This is a genomic window from Streptomyces sp. HSW2009 (genome assembly GCF_040240285.1).
Classification (GTDB): domain Bacteria; phylum Actinomycetota; class Actinomycetes; order Streptomycetales; family Streptomycetaceae; genus Streptomyces.
Genome location: NZ_JBEHZD010000089.1, coordinates 1 through 19343 on the forward strand (window position 1 = coordinate 1; position 19343 = coordinate 19343).

General features: G+C 72.1%; 20 protein-coding genes and 1 tRNA gene. 12 read left to right on the forward strand and 9 right to left on the reverse strand.

All coding sequences use genetic code 11. The annotated features are described in order from the left end of the window. Window positions 1-479, forward strand: a 479-nt coding sequence (locus AAHZ94_RS09950) for a DUF445 family protein (protein WP_349992289.1), incomplete at its 5' end; no start/stop codon positions are given. Window positions 480-493: 14 nt separating this feature from the next. Here AAHZ94_RS09950 and AAHZ94_RS09955 read toward each other — a convergent pair. Next, window positions 494-919 carry a hypothetical protein gene (locus AAHZ94_RS09955; protein WP_349992290.1) on the reverse strand — a complete coding sequence of 142 codons (426 nt, stop codon included), beginning with the start codon at window positions 917-919 and terminating at the stop codon, window positions 494-496. 217 nt (window positions 920-1136) lie between these two features. On the opposite strand from AAHZ94_RS09955, the gene AAHZ94_RS09960 reads away from it, so the two are divergent. After that, a complete protein-coding gene (locus AAHZ94_RS09960) occupies window positions 1137-1925 on the forward strand; it encodes a class I SAM-dependent methyltransferase (RefSeq protein WP_349992292.1) in 789 nt (262 codons plus the stop codon). Between the two features lie 157 nt (window positions 1926-2082). Here AAHZ94_RS09960 and AAHZ94_RS09965 read toward each other — a convergent pair whose 3' ends face one another. Continuing rightward, a complete protein-coding gene (locus tag AAHZ94_RS09965; protein WP_349992294.1) occupies window positions 2083-2631 on the reverse strand; it encodes an allene oxide cyclase barrel-like domain-containing protein in 549 nt (182 codons plus the stop codon). 270 nt (window positions 2632-2901) lie between these two features. On the opposite strand from AAHZ94_RS09965, the gene AAHZ94_RS09970 reads away from it, so the two are divergent. Further along, a complete protein-coding gene (locus AAHZ94_RS09970) occupies window positions 2902-3099 on the forward strand; it encodes a DUF3311 domain-containing protein (RefSeq protein WP_349992296.1) in 198 nt (65 codons plus the stop codon). Next, entirely contained in the window at window positions 3096-4706 is a 1611-nt protein-coding gene (locus AAHZ94_RS09975; protein WP_349992298.1) for a sodium:solute symporter family protein, read from the forward strand. Before AAHZ94_RS09970 ends, AAHZ94_RS09975 begins: the two co-directional genes overlap by 4 nt. Window positions 4707-4715: 9 nt before the next feature. Here AAHZ94_RS09975 and AAHZ94_RS09980 read toward each other — a convergent pair whose 3' ends face one another. Beyond that, window positions 4716-5912: a Gfo/Idh/MocA family protein gene (locus AAHZ94_RS09980; RefSeq protein WP_349992299.1), complete on the reverse strand. Its 1197-nt coding sequence runs from the start codon at window positions 5910-5912 to the stop codon at window positions 4716-4718. A 585-nt stretch (window positions 5913-6497) separates the two neighbouring features. On the opposite strand from AAHZ94_RS09980, the gene AAHZ94_RS09985 reads away from it, so the two are divergent. From AAHZ94_RS09985 to AAHZ94_RS10020, 8 genes are all read left to right on the forward strand, one after another. After that, window positions 6498-7388: a hypothetical protein gene (locus AAHZ94_RS09985; protein WP_349992301.1), complete on the forward strand. Its 891-nt coding sequence runs from the start codon at window positions 6498-6500 to the stop codon at window positions 7386-7388. Window positions 7389-7600: 212 nt separating this feature from the next. Continuing rightward, window positions 7601-8368, forward strand: a complete 768-nt coding sequence (locus AAHZ94_RS09990; protein ID WP_349992303.1) for a GntR family transcriptional regulator — start codon at window positions 7601-7603, stop codon at window positions 8366-8368. Between the two features lie 460 nt (window positions 8369-8828). Beyond that, window positions 8829-9950 (forward strand): TIGR03364 family FAD-dependent oxidoreductase, encoded by a 1122-nt coding sequence (locus tag AAHZ94_RS09995; protein ID WP_349992306.1) that lies wholly within the window; start codon window positions 8829-8831, stop codon window positions 9948-9950. A 143-nt stretch (window positions 9951-10093) separates the two neighbouring features. Then, window positions 10094-10846 (forward strand): HAD family hydrolase, encoded by a 753-nt coding sequence (locus AAHZ94_RS10000; RefSeq protein ID WP_502964629.1) that lies wholly within the window; start codon window positions 10094-10096, stop codon window positions 10844-10846. Beyond that, window positions 10843-12054, forward strand: a complete 1212-nt coding sequence (locus tag AAHZ94_RS10005; protein WP_349992310.1) for an ABC transporter ATP-binding protein — start codon at window positions 10843-10845, stop codon at window positions 12052-12054. Before AAHZ94_RS10000 ends, AAHZ94_RS10005 begins: the two co-directional genes overlap by 4 nt. Beyond that, window positions 12047-13060, forward strand: a complete 1014-nt coding sequence (locus AAHZ94_RS10010) for a 2-aminoethylphosphonate ABC transporter permease subunit (protein WP_349992312.1) — start codon at window positions 12047-12049, stop codon at window positions 13058-13060. The genes AAHZ94_RS10005 and AAHZ94_RS10010 overlap by 8 nt, the downstream gene beginning before the upstream one ends. Then, on the forward strand, window positions 13047-13844 hold the full coding sequence (locus tag AAHZ94_RS10015) for an ABC transporter permease (RefSeq protein ID WP_349992314.1): 798 nt from the start codon (window positions 13047-13049) through the stop codon (window positions 13842-13844). The genes AAHZ94_RS10010 and AAHZ94_RS10015 overlap by 14 nt, the downstream gene beginning before the upstream one ends. 156 nt (window positions 13845-14000) lie before the next feature. Further along, complete coding sequence (locus tag AAHZ94_RS10020; RefSeq protein WP_349992315.1) at window positions 14001-15083, forward strand: 2-aminoethylphosphonate ABC transporter substrate-binding protein; 1083 nt, start codon at window positions 14001-14003, stop codon at window positions 15081-15083. 383 nt (window positions 15084-15466) lie between these two features. On the opposite strand, the gene AAHZ94_RS10025 is transcribed toward AAHZ94_RS10020, so the two are convergent. The 6 genes from AAHZ94_RS10025 to AAHZ94_RS10050 form a co-directional block, all read right to left on the reverse strand. Further along, window positions 15467-15817: a DUF1330 domain-containing protein gene (locus AAHZ94_RS10025; RefSeq protein WP_349992316.1), complete on the reverse strand. Its 351-nt coding sequence runs from the start codon at window positions 15815-15817 to the stop codon at window positions 15467-15469. Between the two features lie 227 nt (window positions 15818-16044). Next, on the reverse strand, window positions 16045-16824 hold the full coding sequence (locus AAHZ94_RS10030; RefSeq protein ID WP_349992317.1) for an HAD-IIA family hydrolase: 780 nt from the start codon (window positions 16822-16824) through the stop codon (window positions 16045-16047). A gap of 84 nt (window positions 16825-16908) precedes the next feature. Further along, window positions 16909-17451: a DapH/DapD/GlmU-related protein gene (locus tag AAHZ94_RS10035; protein WP_349992318.1), complete on the reverse strand. Its 543-nt coding sequence runs from the start codon at window positions 17449-17451 to the stop codon at window positions 16909-16911. Between the two features lie 261 nt (window positions 17452-17712). Then, complete coding sequence (locus AAHZ94_RS10040) at window positions 17713-18303, reverse strand: DUF6461 domain-containing protein (protein ID WP_349992319.1); 591 nt, start codon at window positions 18301-18303, stop codon at window positions 17713-17715. Between the two features lie 68 nt (window positions 18304-18371). Continuing rightward, window positions 18372-19169 (reverse strand): FadR/GntR family transcriptional regulator, encoded by a 798-nt coding sequence (locus AAHZ94_RS10045; RefSeq protein WP_349992321.1) that lies wholly within the window; start codon window positions 19167-19169, stop codon window positions 18372-18374. Between the two features lie 100 nt (window positions 19170-19269). Next, window positions 19270-19343 (reverse strand) — tRNA-Lys (locus tag AAHZ94_RS10050).

A 19343-nucleotide genomic window follows, 5' to 3' on the forward strand; every position in this document is an offset into this window, starting at 1 on the left:
TCGACCGCTTCCTGGCCGACTTCGCCCGCGACCTCCAGTCCGACCCGGACACCAGGGCCCGGGTGGAACGCCTCAAGAGCGAGGTCCTTGGCCGCGGCGAGGTGCAGGACCTGATCGCCTCGGCCTGGGGCTCGGTCCGCTCGATGATCGTCGCCGCGGCCGACGACGAACGCAGCGAACTCCGCCTCCGCGCCCGCGCGGCCATCCTCTCCCTGGGCACCCGCATGGCCACCGACCCGACCCTGCAACGCAAGGTGGACGGCTGGCTGGAGGACGCGGCGGTGTACGTGGTCACCACCTACCGCCGCGAGATCACGTCCCTGATCACCGACACGGTCGCCGGCTGGGACGCCGACCACACCTCCCGCAAGATCGAGGCCCACATCGGCCGCGACCTCCAGTTCATCCGCATCAACGGCACGGTGGTCGGGGCGTTGGCGGGGCTGTTGATCTATACGGTGACTCGGGTGGTGAGTTGAGGGGCGGGGTCAGGTCAGTACGTACCGGGGGTGGGCTGGCGGAAGAACTCCAGGGCGACCAAGGCGATCACGTCCATCGGCAGCGCGATCAAGACGAGCTGCCAGAACTTGCAGGGGCGTGAGTGCGTGGCCCACCAGACCAGGAGTGCACCCGCGCAGATCATGATGCTGAAACCGATCATGAGGATGGGCAGGAGGCTGTGCAGGGTATGTGGATCCTCTAGACCGGCCATGAGTGCGAGTGGCGCGATCGGCGCGTACCACACGGCAGCCGCCGCGTGGGCCCGCGGGAACGACGTGCCGGGGCGGGGCGCGGGCATCCAGTAGCCCAGGGGAGATGCCTGGTACGAGAGCGGGGGGACGGGGTGCTGCCATAGGCCGCCGGGCCCGGTCGGAGGGCCGTCTGTCCCGTCGGACTTGGAATGTTCGGCGTCATCCATGCGGCGAAGGTAAGGACCGGGTGGCGGGACGGGTCCCGCGGCGGGAACGGGCCCCGCTGCCGCCCGCGCGCCGCTGCCGCCCGCGCCCCGCTGCCGCCCGCGCGCCGCGCGCACCGGGCCACCCCACACCCCAGCCCGGCGGCCACCTCCGCCGGCCGGCTGCCGGCCGCCGGATCGGCCAGGAACCGAACCGCTGCAAGCACACGTCTCCCGCACCATGACCTCAAGCGAGCGCCAAGAGCACACGATTTCCACCAGGCTGGCCTCGCCGTCCGCAGTGAGTGGGGATCCGTCGAAGGCCAACGACTACAACGGCTTCGCCGAGGCGTACACGGCTGCGAACGAAACCAACCTGGTCAACGCCTACTACGAGCGGCCCGCGATGCTGGCGCTCGCTGGAGACGTGGCCGGTCGGCGGATCCTCGACGCCGGCTGTGGCTCGGGGCCGCTGTTTGCCGCGCTGCGCGACCGTGGCGCCCTTGTGAGCGGCTTCGACGCGAGTGCCGAGATGCTGCAACTGGCCCGGCAGCGGCTCGGCGACGGTGCGGACCTGCGGGTGACGGACCTGGGCAGCCCCCTTCCTTACCCTGATGACACGTTCGACGATGTAGTCGCGTCCCTGGTGCTGCACTACCTGGAGGACTGGGGGCCGGCGCTGGCCGAGCTGCGACGCACACTCAAGCCCGGCGGCCGGCTGATCGTTTCCGTCGACCACCCCTTCGCGGTCAACCTCATCCACCGCGAGGCCGGCCGTGAAGCCGAGTGCAACTACTTCGACACCACCAACTGGACCGTGGAGTGGACCGTGGGCGGCCACACCGCCCTGGTGAGTCGCTGGAACAGGCCGCTGCACGCGATGATCGAGGCTTTCACCGGGGCCGGTTTCCGGATCACGGCCATCAGCGAGCCGGAGCCTGATCCTGCTGCCCGCGAGATGTTCCCCGAGGTCATCGCGGCCAAGCCCCGCTTCCTGTGCTTCCTGTTCTTCGTCCTCCAGGCCGACTAGCCGGGGCGGAAGACCGTGACCTGCGGAACGAGGATGTGACACAGGCACTCAGCACGGCGCCGCCCCGCGTCAGCGGCCCCTCACTCTTCCCGTGTGGCGGGGCAGGGCTGCTGGCGCGGGGTGGCCGTGACGTGCCGACGCCGGAGCGCCGTACCGGTCAGCGCACGATGGTCGCCCGCAACATCTCGTTCGGGGAACCGATGTCCCAGTAGCGCACCGTGCCCCGCGCGTTGTCGTAGACGCCCGTGCCGCCGGTGATGGCCATCTCCACCGAGTTGGCACCCTTCACCGCGAGCGACTGCATGGTCAGCGAGCCCCGGTCGAGTTCCAGGGTGACCAGACACTGCATGGTCGTCTTCGCGCCGTCGAGGCGCACGGCGTGGCAGGTGCCGCCGCCGATTCCGACGTTCCGGCCGTCCTCGAAGAGGGTGCCGGAATAGGAGTTCATGTCTCCCAGGCTGGGCCCCGCCGGGGGGAGGTCGGTATCCGCGTACTGCTCGTTGTGGAAATTGATTTCGACGGTCTCCGCTTGTTTCTTCTCCGGGGTCTGGGCGCCCGCGGTGCCCAGGGTGCAGAAGCCGGCCGTGGCGGCGGCCAGAGAAACGGCAAGGCACTTCGCAAAGGTCGCCCGTTTGCTTCCGCTCCCCAGCGGAATTCTCCGCTTCTTGGGGTGCGTGGCCGCGGATTCCAGATGGCTGACGCCCATGACGAGCTCTCCTCGCTTGGTCTACCGGCGCGAACACCCATGACGCTATGACCAGCGAACCACCGCGTCTAAGTCCAAAATCGTATGGCGTCATATACGTGGAGGCATACAGGAGTTGTGCGCGTTCGGCTGGAATTGCCGTGGCGTCCGCGAAGCCTTCCGGCGTCGACTGCCGGCCCCCTCGCCGGCGCCCCCGGAGCGGTCGGGGATATTCGGTACGAAAAACAGCGGCGAGTATCGAGCTCACCTTTTCTAGTAGGGTCAGACGCCGTGTTGCGACGTCGATCACTGCTGTGGCTGCTCACCCCCTACGTGCTGTACCTGGGGGCGTTGCCGCTGGTCAATCGGGTGCATCCGACCGTGTTCGGGGTGCCGTTCCTGGTCTTCTGGATGGTGGTGGCCACGCTCGCCACGCCCGTCGGGGTGTGGCTCACCTGGCGCGATGACCGGAAGCGGGGGCGGGCATGAGTGCCGATGCCGCCGTGGCCACCTCCGTCTTCGCCGGCTTCATGGTGCTCACCGTGGCGCTCGGGCTGCTGTCCGTGCGGGTCGGGCGGGCGGCCGGCGGCGAGCAGGGCGGCGGACTTGCCGACTGGTCAGTGGGTGGGCGCAGTCTGGGGACCGTCTTCATCTGGGTGCTGATGGCCGGCGAGGGTTACACCAGTTTCAGCTATCTGGGTGCCGCAGGCTGGGGTTACAACTACGGTGCGCCGGTGCTGTACGTCATCGCGTACATGTCCTGCGGCTACGCCGTCGGCTACCTCGTCGGGCCGATGCTGTGGGGGTACGCGCGCCGGCACGGGCTGGTCGGGATCACCGACATGGTCGCGCACCGGTACGGCAGGCCCTGGCTCGGCGCGCTGGTCGCGATCGGGGCGACGGTGTGCCTGCTGCCCTACATCCAGTTGCAGATCACCGGCATGGGCGTGGTCGTCTCCACCATCTCGTACGGGGCGATCAGCCTGAACTGGGCGTACTTCCTGGCCTTCGCCGTCACCACCGGGTTCGTCGTGGTCAGCGGGCTGCGCGGCAGCGCCTGGGTGTCGGTGCTGAAGGACGTGCTGGTCATCGGCACGCTCGGGTTCCTGGCGGTGTACGTGCCGGTGCACTACTTCGGCGGGTACGGGGACTTCTTCGACCGACTCGTCACGGAGAAGGGAGAGTGGCTGACGTTCCCCGGGCACGCGTCGGGCGGGCTCGACCAGGGCTGGTTCGTCTCGACCAGCTTCCTCAACTCGCTGACCGTGGTCATCTTCCCGACCACCGTCGCCGGCTACCTCGGCGCCCGCAGCGCCGACACCCTGCGCCGCAACGCCATCGCCCTGCCCGTCTACAACGTGCTGTTGCTCGTCCCCATGCTGCTCGGCATGGCCGCGCTGTTCGTGGTGCCCGGGTTGGTCGGCGCGGAGTCCAACCTGGCGTTGTTCAAGCTGGTGGTGGACTCGCTGCCGGCGTGGGCCGTGGGGTTGATCGGGGTGGCAGCCGCGCTGTCGTCCATCGTGCCGATGGCGGTGTTCATGCTGGTCATCGGCACCATGTGGGGCCGCAGCGTACTCGGCCTGGTACCCCGCCTGGCCAGCCGGCAGAAGCTCGGCTCCCAGGTGGTCGTCGTCCTCGCCGGCGCGCTCGCCCTGCTCCTCACCTACACCGCGCCCAACACCCTCGTACGGCTGTCGCTGATCTCGTACGAGGGCATGGCACAGCTCGTACCGATGCTGCTGCTCGGGTTGGTGTGGCGGCGGATGACGTGGTGCGGGGCGCTCGGCGGGCTGGTGGTGGGGGCCACCCTGGTGTCGGTGTTGGTCTTCACCGACCGCGATCCGCTGTGGGGGGTCAATGCGGGGTTGCTCGCGTTGGGTGTGAACCTGGCGGTCGCACTCGGCGTCAGCCTGCTCGGCCCGCAGGAGGCGGACGGCCGGCCGGACGCCGAGGTGTTGGCCGATTGGGACGTGCCGGGGGCTGGGGCTGGGGCTGGGGCTGAGCCTGGGGCTGGAGTGGGTTCCGGTTCTGCGGCTGGTGCGGGACAAGTCGGCTGCACGGGGCCGGAGTTGGGGCCGGAGCCCGGCCGCGGGTAGGGGTGGAGGTCAGGGTGTGTCCAGGGTGATGGGGCGGGACTCGGTCGCCGCGCGGCGGGCCGCCTCCAGGACGGCCAGGGTTGCGGCGGCCTGGGCTCCGGTGACCGGGGCGGGGCCGCCGGTGCGCAGGGCGCGTTCGACCGCCGCGTAGTACGCGGGGTAGTCGCCCGGCTCGGTCGGCACCGGTTCGCCGCCGCCGGACAGCGGGGACTCGCCCGACCCGATCCGGCCCCAGCACGACTCGGGCTCCACGCCCCACGCGGCGCCGTCCGCGCCGGGGCGGCGGCCCTCGCGCAGCGCCGCTTCCTGCGGGTCGAGCCCGTACTTCACGTAACCCGCCCTGCTGCCCAACACCCGGAAACGCGGGCCGAGTTGGGCGGTGGTGGCGCTGGCCCACAGATGGGAGCGGACGCCGCTGGCGTGGTGGAGGGCCAGGAAGGTGTCGTCGTCGGCCTCGGCACCGGGGCGGCGCACGTCGCACTCCGCGTACACCGCCGTCACCGGCCCGAACAGGGTCAGCGCCTGATCGACCAGATGGCTCCCCAGGTCGTAGAGCAGGCCGCCGATGTCGGCCGGGTCGCCGGACTCCCGCCAGCCACCCTTGGGCTGCGGGCGCCAGCGTTCGAAGCGGGACTCGAAGCGCTGCACGTCGCCGAGGGTGCCGTCGGCGACGAGTCGGGCGACGGTGCGGAAGTCGTTGTCCCAGCGGCGGTTGTGGAACGCGCTCAGCAGTAGGCCGCGCGCCTCGGCCAGTGCGGTGAGTTCGCGCGCCTCGGCCGCGGTCGCGGCGAGCGGCTTGTCGATGACGACCGACACCCCGGCGGCGAGCGCCGCGCGGGCCAGCGCGACGTGCGTACGGTTCGGCGAGGCGATGGAAATGAGGTCCAACTCCCGTGCCTGGGTGAGGAGTTCATCGGTGGTGGCCACGGCCCGCAGCCCCGGGTGAGCGTCCAGGGCCGCCTGCTGCCGCTCGGCGCGCGAGGTGACGACGGTGTGCAGGGCCAGCCCGTCGACCGCGCTGATCAGCGGCGCGTGAAAGACCGACCCGGCCAGCCCGTACCCGACCAAGCCGACCCGCAGCGGCCCGCGACGCGTCAGCGGCGGCCGTACGGGGGCTTCGGCGGGGGTGGGCGCGAGGGCGGGCGGGGCCGCGGGGGCCGCGGGGCCGGAAGGAGCGGCGGGGGTGTGGCCCGGGTTGGGATCCATGCCCAGGAACTCTGGCAATGCGGTTGCCCGAGCGCAACTGACCACCCGAGCCCGGTGCGGCCCGGCGCCCGGCCGGTTGCCTCCAATGGTGGGGTCCGGATCGGCCGATCGGGCGGGATTGCGGCGCGGCGTACGGGCGGGGCGGTGCCGCCAGGTGGGGTGTGCCGCCTCGCGTGGAAGGTTCCCCGTGTCGAAGGAGAACCCGAAAGCAAAGGTCAGCCCATGCCTTCGCGCAACGTCCCGTCCCGCAAGCGACGGCGCTCCCCGGGGCCCGCGCCGGCCGCCGGCGCCGGCCCCCACCCCACCACGGCCCGTGAAACCCCCGGCCGCTGCGACACCCCTGGCCCCTGTGGCACCACCGGCACCACTGGCACCACTGGCGCCACTGGCACCACCGGGCCCGGCACCCGCGGGCGCGCCGCGGCCCGACGCGCCGTGCCCGCCCGCCAATCCGCCCCCGCCCCCCGTACCCGCCCCGCGCTCGCGATCGGCGTCGGGGCGCTGGTCGCCGTGGGGGTGTTCGCGGGGGCGCCGGGGGCCTCGGCCGTCGGGGGCGGGCCCGCGGCGGGCGCTGCGTGGCGGGTCGTGGCGGCAGCCCCGGAGTGCGGGGACGCCTCGCAGTCCGGGTTCCCGATCGGGACCAGGCTGCACGCCGGGCCCGACGCGTACCGGGCCGGCGACGACTGGCGGCCGTGGCGGCTCGAACTGCACAACACCACCCGCGTGGCCTGCGCCGCCATCCACCCCGTGCTGCTCTTCGCCGACCGGGGCCGCGCGCTGCGGCCGGACCAGGTACGGGTCGAGTTCCACGATCCGTACGAGCGGCGCTGGCGCGCGGTCCGCTTCGAGACCACCGACGAGGACGAGAACGTCGGGGTCTTCGACGGCGGCGGCCGGGGCCGGGTGCCGCGGTTCAAGGGGTTCGTGGTGCCTGCGGGGAAGACGGTGACCGTACGGACCCGGGTCAGGTTCACCGCCGACGCGCCCACCGGGCCGGCGTCCGCCGCGGTCACCACCATGCAGCGGCAGTACGAGGACGGGGACTGGGGCGGCCAGTCCGGCACGTACCGCTTCACCGTCGAGCCGCCCCGGGCCGGTGATGGCTCCCGCGGTGACGGTGATGGTGACGGTGACGGGCCCGGCCGCGCCCCGGAACCCGAGCCGGGCCGCGCCGAGCCGGGGGACGGTGCCGGTGTCGCCGATGGTGGTGCCGATGCCGACGGTGCTGGTGCTGGTGATCGCGACGGCGACGGTCGGGGGGCCGTGGGCGGTGACGGGGCCGGTACGGGCCCGGCGGACTCGGCCGCGGGTCGCCCGGGCGACGGTCCGGCCGACCCCCGCGACGAGGGCCGCGCCGGGCCGCCCCAACTCGCCGCCACCGGCCCCGCCGCACGGTGGGGGTACGCCGCCGGCGGCCTCGGGCTGACGCTCACGGGCGGCTTGCTCGTATGGCGAACCCGCAGGTCAAACGGCTGATCTGCTGACCTCGGCCTGCCCCGGTCCTGGTCTGAGCCGGGCCCGATCCGGAGCTGATCTGATCCTGACCTGGTCCTGATCTGATCCTGGCCTGGTCCTCCAAAAACCCACCCCATCCCCCGACATGCCCGCCATATCACCGTGACGTGCGGTACGCCCCCGCGTCACCTGGCCTTTCCCTGTGTACCGCGGCGTAGTGCGAGGATCGCCGCGTGGAATACCCGAACGACCAGGCACCTGGCGCACCCATCAGAGCGGGCGTCCCGGAACACGGGCGCATCCCGAAGTACTACGCCGTGAAGACCCAAGTCGCGGCGCTGCTCGACGAGTTGGGGGAGGGGGAGCTGTTGCCGACCGAGCGTGATCTGGCGGTGCGGTTCGCGGTCTCGCGCGAGACGCTGCGTCAGGCGCTGCGCGAGCTGCTGCTTGAGGGGCGGTTGCGGCGGATGGGGCGCGGCACGGTGGTGGCCGGGCCGAAGTTGGAGCAGCCGCTGTCGCTGGCGAGCTACACCGAGGGCGTGCGCCGACAGGGCCGCAGGCCCGGCCGTACGCTCATCACGCTCGACCGCTTTCCGTGCCCCGAGGGGCTGGCCGTCGAGTTGGAGGTGGCGCGCGGGGCGCCGGTGTGGCACCTGGAGCGCGTGTTGCTCGCCGATGACGAGCGGATGGGGTTGGAGAGCACGTACGTGGCGGTGGACCGGGTGCCGAAGTTGGACAGCGAGTTCGAGCCGGACTCGTCCTTCTACGGCTATCTGCACGACCGGCTCGGCATCGGCTTCGGCGACGCGGACGAGCGGCTTGAGACGGTGCTCGCCACCCCGCGGGAGGCGCTGCTGATCGGTACGCCGCCCGCGCTGCCGATGCTGCTCATCCACCGGCTCTCCCGCGACACGGTGCGGCGCCCGCTGGAGCGGGTGCGGTCGCTGTACCGCGGCGACCGGTTCAGTTTCACCGCCCACCTGGGCTCGGCGACGGGCTGAACCGGGCGCGCGACGGGCCCCGCGACGGGTCCGGCAGCCAGCCCCGCGGCTGGCCCCACCGCAAGGCCCGCGACCGGCCCACCACGAGGCCCACGGTCGGCCCCGCGGCGAGGCCCGCGGCCAGCCCCACCGCCCCGCCGTCCCGTACCGCAACCCGCGTACGCGCACCCCGCCCCACCCCGGCGTTTCGCCCCGTATCTCCGCTCCGTCCGCTCCGTGCCGACGCCCCGCCGTCCCGCTGGCGGCCCGGCGCAGTTCACCGGCCGGTCGTACGGGTCGGGCCCGCTTCCAGGCCGGTCAGGGCGCGGACGGATCGCCCATCGGGGACGCAAGTCCCGCAAAGCGAAGAGGATTGAGATCACGGAAAGATAACGGGTCTAGGCCATGTTTGCGCCCGAGTTCACCTTGTGGTCGCCGCACGGATGGATTGAGGTCATGCGGCGCCGCGACCGTCTGGGGCATGCGAGTCATAGTCGTCGGAGCCGGCGTGGTGGGCACCATGCACGCCTGGCAGGCAGTAGAGCGCGGCCACGAGGTCGTCCACATCGAGCGCGAGGCCGAGGCCCGCGGCGCCTCGGTCCGTAACTTCGGCCTGGTCTGGGTCAGCGGGCGGGCCGGCGGCGTCGAGTTGCAGACCGCGCTGCGCGCCCGCGAGCTGTGGGAGGGCATCGGCGCCCGGGTGCCGGGGCTCGGCTTCCGGCCCAACGGGTCCCTGACCATCGTCACCAACGACGCGGAGCTCGCCGTCGCCGAGGCCGCGCTCGCGCTCCCGGACGCGGCCGAGCGCGGCTACAAGCTGCTCGACGCCGCCGAGGCCCGCGCGCTCAACCCGGCGCTGCGCGGCGAGTTCGCCGGCGCGCTGTGGTGCGAGCGGGACGGCGCGGTGGAGCCGCGGGTCGCCCAACGCGCGCTGAAGGAAGCCCTGTTGGCCTCCGGCCGGTACACCTTCATCGGCGGGCGCGAGGTCCGCGAGGTCACCGGGCCCGGCGCGGTCCGCGACGACCACGGCGTCACCCACACCGGCGATGCGGTCGTGCTGTGCACCGGCGCCTGGCTCGGCGGCCTGGTCCGCGAGCTGGTTCCGGAGCTGCCGGTGCGCCGGGTGCGGCTCCAGATGATGCAGACCGCCCCGCTCGGCGAGGCGCTGACCACCTCCGTCGCCGACGCCGACAGCTTCCGCTACTACCCGGCCTTCCGGGGTGACGCGCTCGACGCCATGGCCGCCGCCCAGCAGCAGCCGCCGGTGGCCGCCGAGCACAAGATGCAACTCCTGATGGTGCAGCGCGCCGACGGCGGCCTGACCATCGGCGACACCCACGAGTACGCCGAACCGTTCGGCTTCGACGTCGTCGAGGACCCGTACGAGCACCTCAGCCGGGTCGTCGAGCGCCTCATCGGCCGCCCGCTGCCCGCCATCCGCCACCGCTGGGCCGGCGTCTACGCCCAGTGCACCGACACCGCGCGCGTGGTGCACCGGGAGCGGGTGGCCGACGGGGTGTGGCTGGTGACCGGGCCCGGCGGGCGCGGCATGACCTGTTCCCCGGCGATCGCCGAAACCACCGCGAACGAACTGGGCTGGTGACCGAGATGACCCACACGCACGACGCGAACAACACGCACGACACGTACGACGCGAACACGCACGACACGCCCGGCGCCGACGAGACGGCTGCCCCCGCCGCCAGCTCCACCGCCGAGCGCGCCGTCAAGCTCGTCGTGCTCGACATGGCCGGCACCACCGTCGCCGACGACGGCCTGGTCGAGCGGGCCTTCGGCGCCGCCGCCCAGGAACTCGGCGTCACGCCCGGCAGCCCCGAGCACGCCGAACAGCTCGGCTACGTGCGCGCCACCATGGGCGAGTCCAAGATCTCCGTCTTCCGGCACCTGTACGGCACCGAGGAACGGGCCCAGCGCGCCAACACCGCCTTCGAGGCGGCGTACGCGGAACTCGTCGACGCCGGCCACTGCGCGCCGGTGCCCGGCGCCCGCGAGGCCATCGAGGAGCTGACCGCGCAGGGCCGCACCGTCGTCCTCAGCACCGGATTCGCCCGCCCCACCCAGGACGCGATCATCGCCGCGCTCGGCTGGCAGGACCTGGTCGCGCTGACCCTGTGCCCGGCCGACGCGGGCGGTCGCGGCCGGCCCTACCCGGACATGGTGCTCGCCGCGCTGCTGCGTACCCCGGCCGCCGACGGGGTCCAGCAGATCGCGGTGGCCGGCGACACCGCGTACGACATGCTCTCCGGCAGCCGCTCCGGCGCCGCCCTGGTCGCCGGCGTGCTGACCGGCGCGCACCGGGCCGACCAGCTCCACGCGGCCGGCGCCACCGACGTGCTGCCGTCGGTGGCCGCGCTGCCCGCGCTGATCGCCGCGTACGAGAGCGGCGACGCGGCCGGGCGCGCCGCCGCGGGCACGGCCGCCGGTACGGACACGGCCGCCGGCGCGGTCGGCGACGGTTCCGTGAGGTCGGCGCCATGAGCCCCAAGACGCCGCCGGCCAGCGGCATCCGCTTCGAGCAGGTGTCGGTCGCGTACGGCAGGCGCGGTGAGTCCATCGCGCTGAACTCGCTCGACCTGACCGTCGAACCCGGCGAGGTGATGGCCCTGCTCGGCCCCTCCGGGTCGGGCAAGACCACCGCGCTGCGGGCGGTCGCCGGGTTCGTGCAGCCGGTCTCCGGCCGGGTGTTCATCGGCGAGCGCGACGTGACCGGGCTGCCGCCGCACCGCCGTGGCATCGGCATGGTCGTGCAGCAGTACGCGCTCTTCCCGCACATGCGGGTCGAGCAGAACGTGGCCTTCGGCCTGAAGGCCAACCGGGTGCCGCGCCGGGAGATCGCCGGCCGGGTCGCCGAGGCGCTGGAGATGGTCGGCATGGCCGCGTACGCGCGGCGCTACCCGCGCGAGCTCTCCGGCGGCCAGCAGCAGCGGGTGGCCATCGCCCGGGCGCTGGCCATCCGGCCCGGCGTGCTGCTGCTCGACGAGCCGCTGTCCGCGCTCGACGCGCAGTTGCGCTCCGGCATGCTCGCCGAACTCGCCCGGCTGCACCGCGAGTTGCCCGACGTGTCGATCCTGTACGTCACCCACGACCAGGTCGAGGCGCTGACGCTGGCCGACCGGATCGCGGTCATGGACAAGGCGCAGCTCCAGGACTGCGGCACCCCGCAGGACCTGTACCGGCGCCCGCGCACCGAGTTCACCGCGTCCTTCGTGGGCAACGCCAACCTGCTGCCGGTCACGGTCGCCGCCGACGCCGAGCGCGTCGACTTCGCCGGGACCACGCTGGCCGTGGCACCGTCGCCGGGCGACGGACCGGCGCCGGGCGCCGCCGCCACGCTCTGCGTACGGCCGCACCTGGTCGGCCTCGGCGAGGGCGAGAACACCCTGCGCGGCACCGTCGCCGAGGTGCAGTGGCGCGGCTCCACGCACCGGTTGTTCGTGGACGTCGCAGGTCACCGCTTCAAGGCCGATGTCAGGGAGCTGCGGACCACGCCGTTGCTCGGGGATCAGGTGACGCTGCACTTCGCGGCGCAGGACGCGGTGCTGCTGCCGGTCGACTCGGTGGGCGCGGCCACCTCGGCGCCCGCGGACCTGGCCCCCGCCGGCCAGACCACCGCGGACCAGACCCCCGCCGCGCCGACCCTCGCCAAGAGCGCCGCGCCCGGCGCGGGAGGTGGGACGGATGGCTAGCGCCAGCACCGCCCCGCACGCGGACCCCAGCACCGCCCCGCACGCGGACCCCCGCACCCCCGGCCAGGCCCGTACGCCCCGCGCGGCGCGCCCCGGCACCCCCCGCTCGGTCACGCTGACCCGCTGGTTGTGGGCGCTGCCGCCGATCGCCGTGCTCGGCCTGGTCTTCCTCTATCCGCTCTACCTCGTCGTCGAGCAGTCCTTCCACCCGGAGGAGGGCGGCACCTCGCTGACGCCCTACCGCGAGGTGTTCGCGTCCGAGGCGTTCCGCGAGGCGCTGTGGACCACGGTGTGGATCGCCGGCTGCGCCACCATCGGCTGTCTGGTGCTCGGCTTCGTCCTCGCGCTGATCATCGCGTTCGTGCCGTTCCCCGGGGGCAAGGCGGTCGCCAAGTTCATCGACGTCTTCCTCTCCTTCCCGTCCTTCCTGATCACGCTGGCGCTGCTGTTCATCTACGGCACCGTCGGCATGGCCAACGGGGTGTGGACGGACGCGACGGGCGCGGCGAGCGGGCCCTTCAACTTCCTCAACACGCCGTGGGGCGTGCTGCTCGCCGAGATCACCTACTTCACGCCGTTCGTGATGCGCCCGCTGCTCGCCGCGTTCGCCGGCATGGAGACCGCGCAGCTCGAAGTGGCCTCCTCGCTCGGCGCCCGGCCGCTGCGCATCATCCGGCAGGTGATCCTGCCGGAGGCGCTGCCCGCGCTCGCCGCCGGCGGCAGCCTGGTCCTGGTGATGTGCCTGAACGAGTTCGGCATCGTGCTGTTCACCGGCGCCAAGGGCGTCACCACGCTGCCGATGCTGGTCTACAGCGAAGCGATCCTGGAGTCGGACTACCCGTCCGCGTGCGTGGTCGCCGTCGTCAACATCGCCATCTCGGTGGGCCTGTTCGCCCTCTACCGGTCGCTGGTCGCCCGCACCGGGCGCGGCGGCGGGTCGACGCTGTCGGCGCTGTCAGCCAAGCGGCTCGGGCTCGGGAAGGGGGCGCGCCGTGCTCGTGCATAGCAAGACGGGGCGCTGGAGCGCCTGGGTCGTCTTCTTCGCCCTGTTCCTGCCGCTGTTCGCGCTGCCGCTCGCGGTGATCGTCGCGGCCTCCTTCTCCACCCACTGGAGCGGCGCGTTCCCCTCCGGGCCGACCACCCAGCACTACGATGCGGCGCTGCGCGGCGAATCCCTCCAGGCGCTGACCACCAGCCTGGTCACCGCGCTCACCGCCTCCGTACTGGCGCTGGCCGTCGGCACCTGGGCGGCGCTGGCCGCGGCCACGCTGCGGCGGCGCGGCAAGCGGCTGCTGGACGCGCTGTTCATGCTGCCGGTCGCGGTGCCTTCGGTGGTCGTCGGCCTCGCCGTGCTGGTCGCCTTCAGCAAGCCGCCGATGCTGCTCAACGGCACCCGCTGGATCGTCATCCTGGCCCACGGCGTGCTGGTCACGGCCTTCGCCTACCAGTCCGTCTCAGCCGCCCTGACCCGCCTGGACCCGGCGTACGAACAGGCCGCTGCCAGCCTCGGCGCCCGCCCCTGGCTGGTGCTGTGGCGGGTCAAGCTGCCGCTGTTGCTGCCGTCGCTGACGGCGGCGGCCGGCCTGTGCTTCGCCCTGTCGATGGGTGAGCTGAGCGCCACGATGATGCTGTACCCGCCGGACTGGATGCCGCTGCCGGTACGCATCTTCACCGCCACCGACCGGGGTGCCCTGTTCACCGGTTCCGCCGTCGCGGTGGTGCTGATGGGGACGACGCTGCTGGTCCTGCTGGCCGTCTCCCGCATCCGTACCCGAGCCACCTACCGGTGAGGTGAACCACTCCCACCCGCCGGTGACGCGAGCCCCCGACGGCCCGGCCCACCCCGCCGGGCACCCCCTCTGACCTGGCCGAACCCGCCGACCCACGTCCCCCCACGCGTAGCAACACCCTCCACACCCTCACTCGTCTCGGAGAACAGACAGCCCATGGCTACCCCCGCTACCCCCGCCACCTCCCGCAGCTACCTGAAGCCCGTCGCGGCGCTCAGCGGCGCCCTCGTCCTCGCCGGCACCCTCGCCGGCTGTAGCGAGACCGCCGACAAGAACGCCAAGGTCGTCACCGTGTACAGCGCCGACGGCCTCAAGGGCGAGGACGGCAACGGCTGGTACGACACCGTCTTCAAGGACTTCGAGAAGAAGACCGGAATCAAGGTCAAGTACGTGGAGGGCGGCTCCGGCGAGATGGTGCAGCGCGCCGTCCGCGAGAAGTCCAACACCCAGGCCGACGTGCTCATCACGCTGCCGCCGTTCATCCAGCAGGCCGACAAGAAGGGCCTGCTCACCTCGTACGCGCCCGAGGGCTCGAAGGCCGTGGCCCCCACGGACAAGGACCCGGACGGCAAGTGGACCTCGGTCGTGAACAACTACTTCTCGTTCGCGTACAACAAGCAGGAGCTCAAGCAGCCCCCGAAGACGTGGGAGGAGCTGCTGGAGGGCAAGTACAAGAACAAGCTCCAGTACTCCACGCCGGGCGTCGCCGGTGACGGCACCGCCGTCGTCATCAAGGCCATGCACGACTTCGGCGGCAAGGACGCCGCCATGAAGTACCTCGGCGACCTCCAGTCCAACAACGTCGGCCCGTCCTCCTCGACGAGCAAGCTCGCGCCCAAGGTCGACAAGGGCGAACTGCTCGTCTCCAACGGCGACGTCCAGATGAACTTCGCCCAGTCCAAGTCCATGCCCAACCTGGGCATCTGGTTCCCGGCCAAGAAGGGCGGCCAGCCCACGACCTTCGCCCTGCCGTACGCGGCCGGCCTGGTCAACAAGGCCCCGCACAGCGACAACGGCAAGAAGCTCCTCGACTACCTGCTGAGCGAGACCGCCCAGCGCCAGATCAGCCACATCGGCGGCGGCTTCGCGGCCCGCGCCGACGTCGACGCCACCGACCCGAACGCGAAGGACCTCGCCGCCATCATGAAGGGCGTCGAGATCTTCAAGCCGGACTGGCAGGACTTCGACGAGAACTACAGCGAGTACATCGACGCGTGGAAGTCGGCGACCGGTAGCTGATTCCCCTCCCGGGGGGGGGATCTCTCCGGGGGAGGCGGGAGCGGGCGGTCCCGTCCGCCCGTCACGTACGGGTAACGGGTCTGGTTCACGGGCGGGCTTGCCTCACCGTCAGGCAGGAACGGACCTGATCCACGACCGGGAGCGCCCCACCGCGAGGTGGGCCCCCGCAGCCACGCCCGCCCCGCCGCCCGTACGACCCCCGCCCGCCGTGCCCCGCACATCGGCCGCCCCGGCATCCCGCCGCCGGGGCGGCCGATGTGCGTGGGGGGGGTGCGGGCGGGGATGATGCATGTGGACGTGGGGGCGGGTGCGTGCGGGAGTGGGGCGGTGCTGGTACGAGGGGGCGAGCCGGGGCGGCCGACACGCGCCCGGCCCGCAGCCCCTCACCCGGCCGCTTCCGCCTGGGCCCGTAGCTTCGCGGCCCGCGCACGGGGGTCGTACGCCGGGCCCACGCCCTCGATCAGCACCAGGTCGCCCTCGATGTGGTCGCTGCGCAGCCGCAGGATCGCCTGGTACGCGGGCGACGCGTACCAGGCGCGCGCCGCCTGAAGGTCGGGGAACTCGATCAGCACCATGCTGCCCGGCCACTCCCCCTCCAGCACCTCGGCCGGCGCGCCGTGGATGAGGAAGTGCCCGTCGAAGGGGTCGAGGGTGGCCTGGATGCGCTCCAGGTACTCCAGGATGTCGGGGTGGTGACGGCGGCTGCGGAGATGCGCGAAGCCGTAGGCGGACATGGAAGCCCCTTCCGTGTTCCGGCGGTGCGACTCCCGTGCGGGAGGCACCCCCGAAACGTAGCCACCGGTCCGGGCCCCGGCGATTACCCGCGAGGTAATGCCGGGCCGGGACCGGGGCCAGTTCGGGGCCGAGCCGGGGCCGGAGCCGAGCCGCCCCGGGGCCGGGACCAGCCCCCGAGCGGCCAGCCATCCCAGCCCCGCGGCAGCCGGCCGCCCCCACGAACCCGCTAGATCAGCTCCACCAGATCCGCGATCGAATCCTTGACGTGCGTGGGCCGGTACGGGAACTTGCCCAGGTCTTCCACCTGGGTCAGGCCGGTCAGGACGAGGAAGGTTTCCATGCCCGCTTCGAGGCCGGCGAGGACGTCGGTGTCCATGCGGTCGCCGATCATGGCGCTGGTCTTGGAGTGGGCGCCGATCGTGTTCAGGCCCGTGCGCATCATCAGCGGGTTCGGCTTGCCCACGAAGTAGGGCTCCTTGCCGGTGGCCTTGGTGATGAGCGCGGCCACGGCGCCCGTCGCGGGCAGTGCACCCTCGGCGGACGGGCCCGTCTCGTCCGGGTTGGTCGCGATGAACCGCGCCCCGTCGTTGATCAGCCGGACGGCCTTCGTCATGGCCTCGAAGGAGTACGTACGCGTCTCGCCGAGGATCACGAAATCGGGCTCGGTGTCGGTGAGCACGTAGCCCACGTCGTGCAGCGCCGTGGTCAGCCCCGCCTCGCCGATGACGTACGCGGAGCCGCCCGGGTGCTGGTCGTCCAGGAACTTCGCGGTCGCGAGCGCCGAGGTCCAGATGTTTTCGGCCGGCACCTCAAGCCCCATCCGGGCCAGCCGTGCGTGCAGGTCACGGGCGGTGTAGATGGAGTTGTTGGTCAGTACGAGGAACGGCTTGGCCGAGTCACGCAGCTTCTTGATGAACGCGTCGGCGCCCGGCACCGGGATGCCTTCGTGCATCAGCACGCCGTCCATGTCGGTGAGCCACGACTCGATGGGCTTGCGCTCTGCCATGCCGGTCTCCTGTTACACACGAGCTTTCTGGGACGCCGGAACGGCGCTGTGCCGGCGCCCCCAGCGTATCCAGCGCCGGCGCGATCACCACCGTCGCTGCACGTCCGCTTTGACCCCGGTGACCAGGCTCGCCGCCGGAACGTCGTCGGCCACCACCGCACCGGCCGCCACCACCGCGTCCCGCCCGATGCTCACCCCCGGCAGGATGGTGGCCCCGGCGCCGATCCACACGTTCTCGGCCACGTCGATCGGCGCCCCCGTGAGGTAGTGCCGCCGCTCCTCCGGGTCGACCGGGTGGCCGCTGGTGATGAAGGTGACCTTCGGCCCGATCATCGTGCGCGCGCCGATGCGGATGCCTGAGTAGTCCAGGAACGTGCAGTTCTGGTTGATGAACACGCGTTCACCGAGTTCGATGCTGAGCCCGTGGTCGGTGAAGAACGGCGGATAGATCGTCGCCCGCGCCGGCAGCGGCCGGCCGAGGATCTGTGCCAACAACTCCGCCTTGCCCGCCTCGTCGTCGAAGGGCAGACAGTTCAGCCGCGAGGTGAGCGCACTGACCTCAAGCACCCGGTCGGCCATGGCCTTGAACTCGGGACTGTGGATGCGCATGAGGCGTTGGCTGGGCATGGGTCGGTCCTCCCGGTGGGCGGTTCGGTGCTGGCGGACCGCACGCCGGGAGCACACGGCGGCCCTTCGCCCCGGCCGCGCGCGCCGCCCGTCCGCGCCGTCCAGCCGACACCTTAGGCGCGCCGCCTGGCGCGCGGGTCCCCGCCCCGGCCCACGTACTGCCGAGCGCGCACGGCCGGTCGCCGGCCGCCGAAGTGGCGGGCGCCCGGCGCCCGTTGGGCACGCCGCCCATCAGACCTCACCGTCGGACGCGTCGTGGCCTCACCAACAACGCGGGGCTGAGGTGCGCATGATGAGGGCAGGTAGCGCACCGTCGACAATGTTCGCCTCCGGCAGACTGAGATCGAAGTGCTTCCCGATCACGCGCAGCAAACCACGCACCTGGTCCTGCGGCTCGTCCTCGGTCTCTTCAACTCGCTCCATCGCTGCGACAAGGTCGGCTGCCCCTCTGGCGAGGCGTTCGACGCCGAACAGCGATGAGTTGATGATGAGTTCCCCGTTGCGGTGGTAGCGGAACTGAGGGGGTGGATGGTCCATCTGTGGGTCGAAGACCAGCACCTCTGCGGACTCCGACACCTGTGGGTCCAGGAAGCACCCTTCGCTGCCGCCGGACTCTACGACGAACGACCAGTCGCCGTGAGCACCGATTCTTGCGACGCAGTACACCTGGTCGAGATCGACCATGCGAGCTGCCTCGATGGCGGTCAACGTGCCGGGAAGCATCTGCACCGGCGCGTGGTCAGTCATGCGCTCGACCAGTCCCTGTGGGCTCAGCCCGCGGGCGCAAGTGATGTAGTAGTCAATCCTTCCGAGCGCCCAGACATCTTGTATCCACTCGATTCCCTCACTCATGATCACGACTTTCTGTCGGCCCTGCCTCGGAGAGTGGGGCGGCCGGGGGCGGCCGGCCGGCGTGTGTGTCAGCCGTCCCCCGTACCGCCGCGCCGCGTGCCCGCGCCCCGTGTGCCCGCGCGCGGGCCGGGGGACTGCTGGGGGACCCGGGGCACCTGCGGCGTCGCGCGCAAGCGGGCGCGGATGTTGCCGAAATGGTCGCGCACCGCGGCCTCCGCCCGGGCGGTGTCGCCGGCGCGGACCGCGGCCAGGATCTCGCGGTGCTGGGCGCAGGTCACCGCGGGGTCGGGGACGCCGTCCACCAGATCCGTACGCACCCGGTGGAAAGCGTCCCAGAACGCTTCGAGCACCTCGCTCAGGAGCTGGTTGTCCAGGCCGCGGTAGAGCGCCGTGTGGAAGGCGCGGTCCGTGTCGGCGCGTACCGGGCCGTCCGTCGCCTCCTGCTCCATCCGGCCCACCAGCGCGTCCAGCTCGGTCAGGTCGCTTTGCGGGACCCGGCCGACCAGTCGGGCCAGCAGGCCGGTCTCCAGGGCCTCGCGCAGTTCGAGGAGTTGGAGCAGGCTGTCCTCGCCCCGGTAGTGCCCGGCGACCGTACGGAACGTCAGGCCCTCGATCATGGGGGCCATCGACATGGGGCCGACATAGGTGCCGAAACCGTGCCGGACCTCCACGATGCCCATCGCCTGGAGCGCCTTCAGGGCCTCGCGCACCGAGTTCCGGCTGACGCCCATCAGCTCCATCAGCTCGGTCTCGGTGGGCAGTGGGGAGCCGGAGGGCAGCCGCCCGTAGATGATCAGTCGCTTGATGCGTTCCTGGATGTCGCTCGCCACTCCGCGACCGTGCACCGCCACCTCCGATGGGACCATCCCCGGCCGCGGGGGCGGGGGGGCCGGCGTGGCCGGCCGCGAGGACTACGGAACGACTGTGGGCCCTCTCGCCGATGACGAGAAGGCCCACAGTGTGACGTGCGCCGCCAGGGACTCGAACCCCGGACCCGCTGATTAAGAGTCAGCTGCTCTAACCAACTGAGCTAGCGGCGC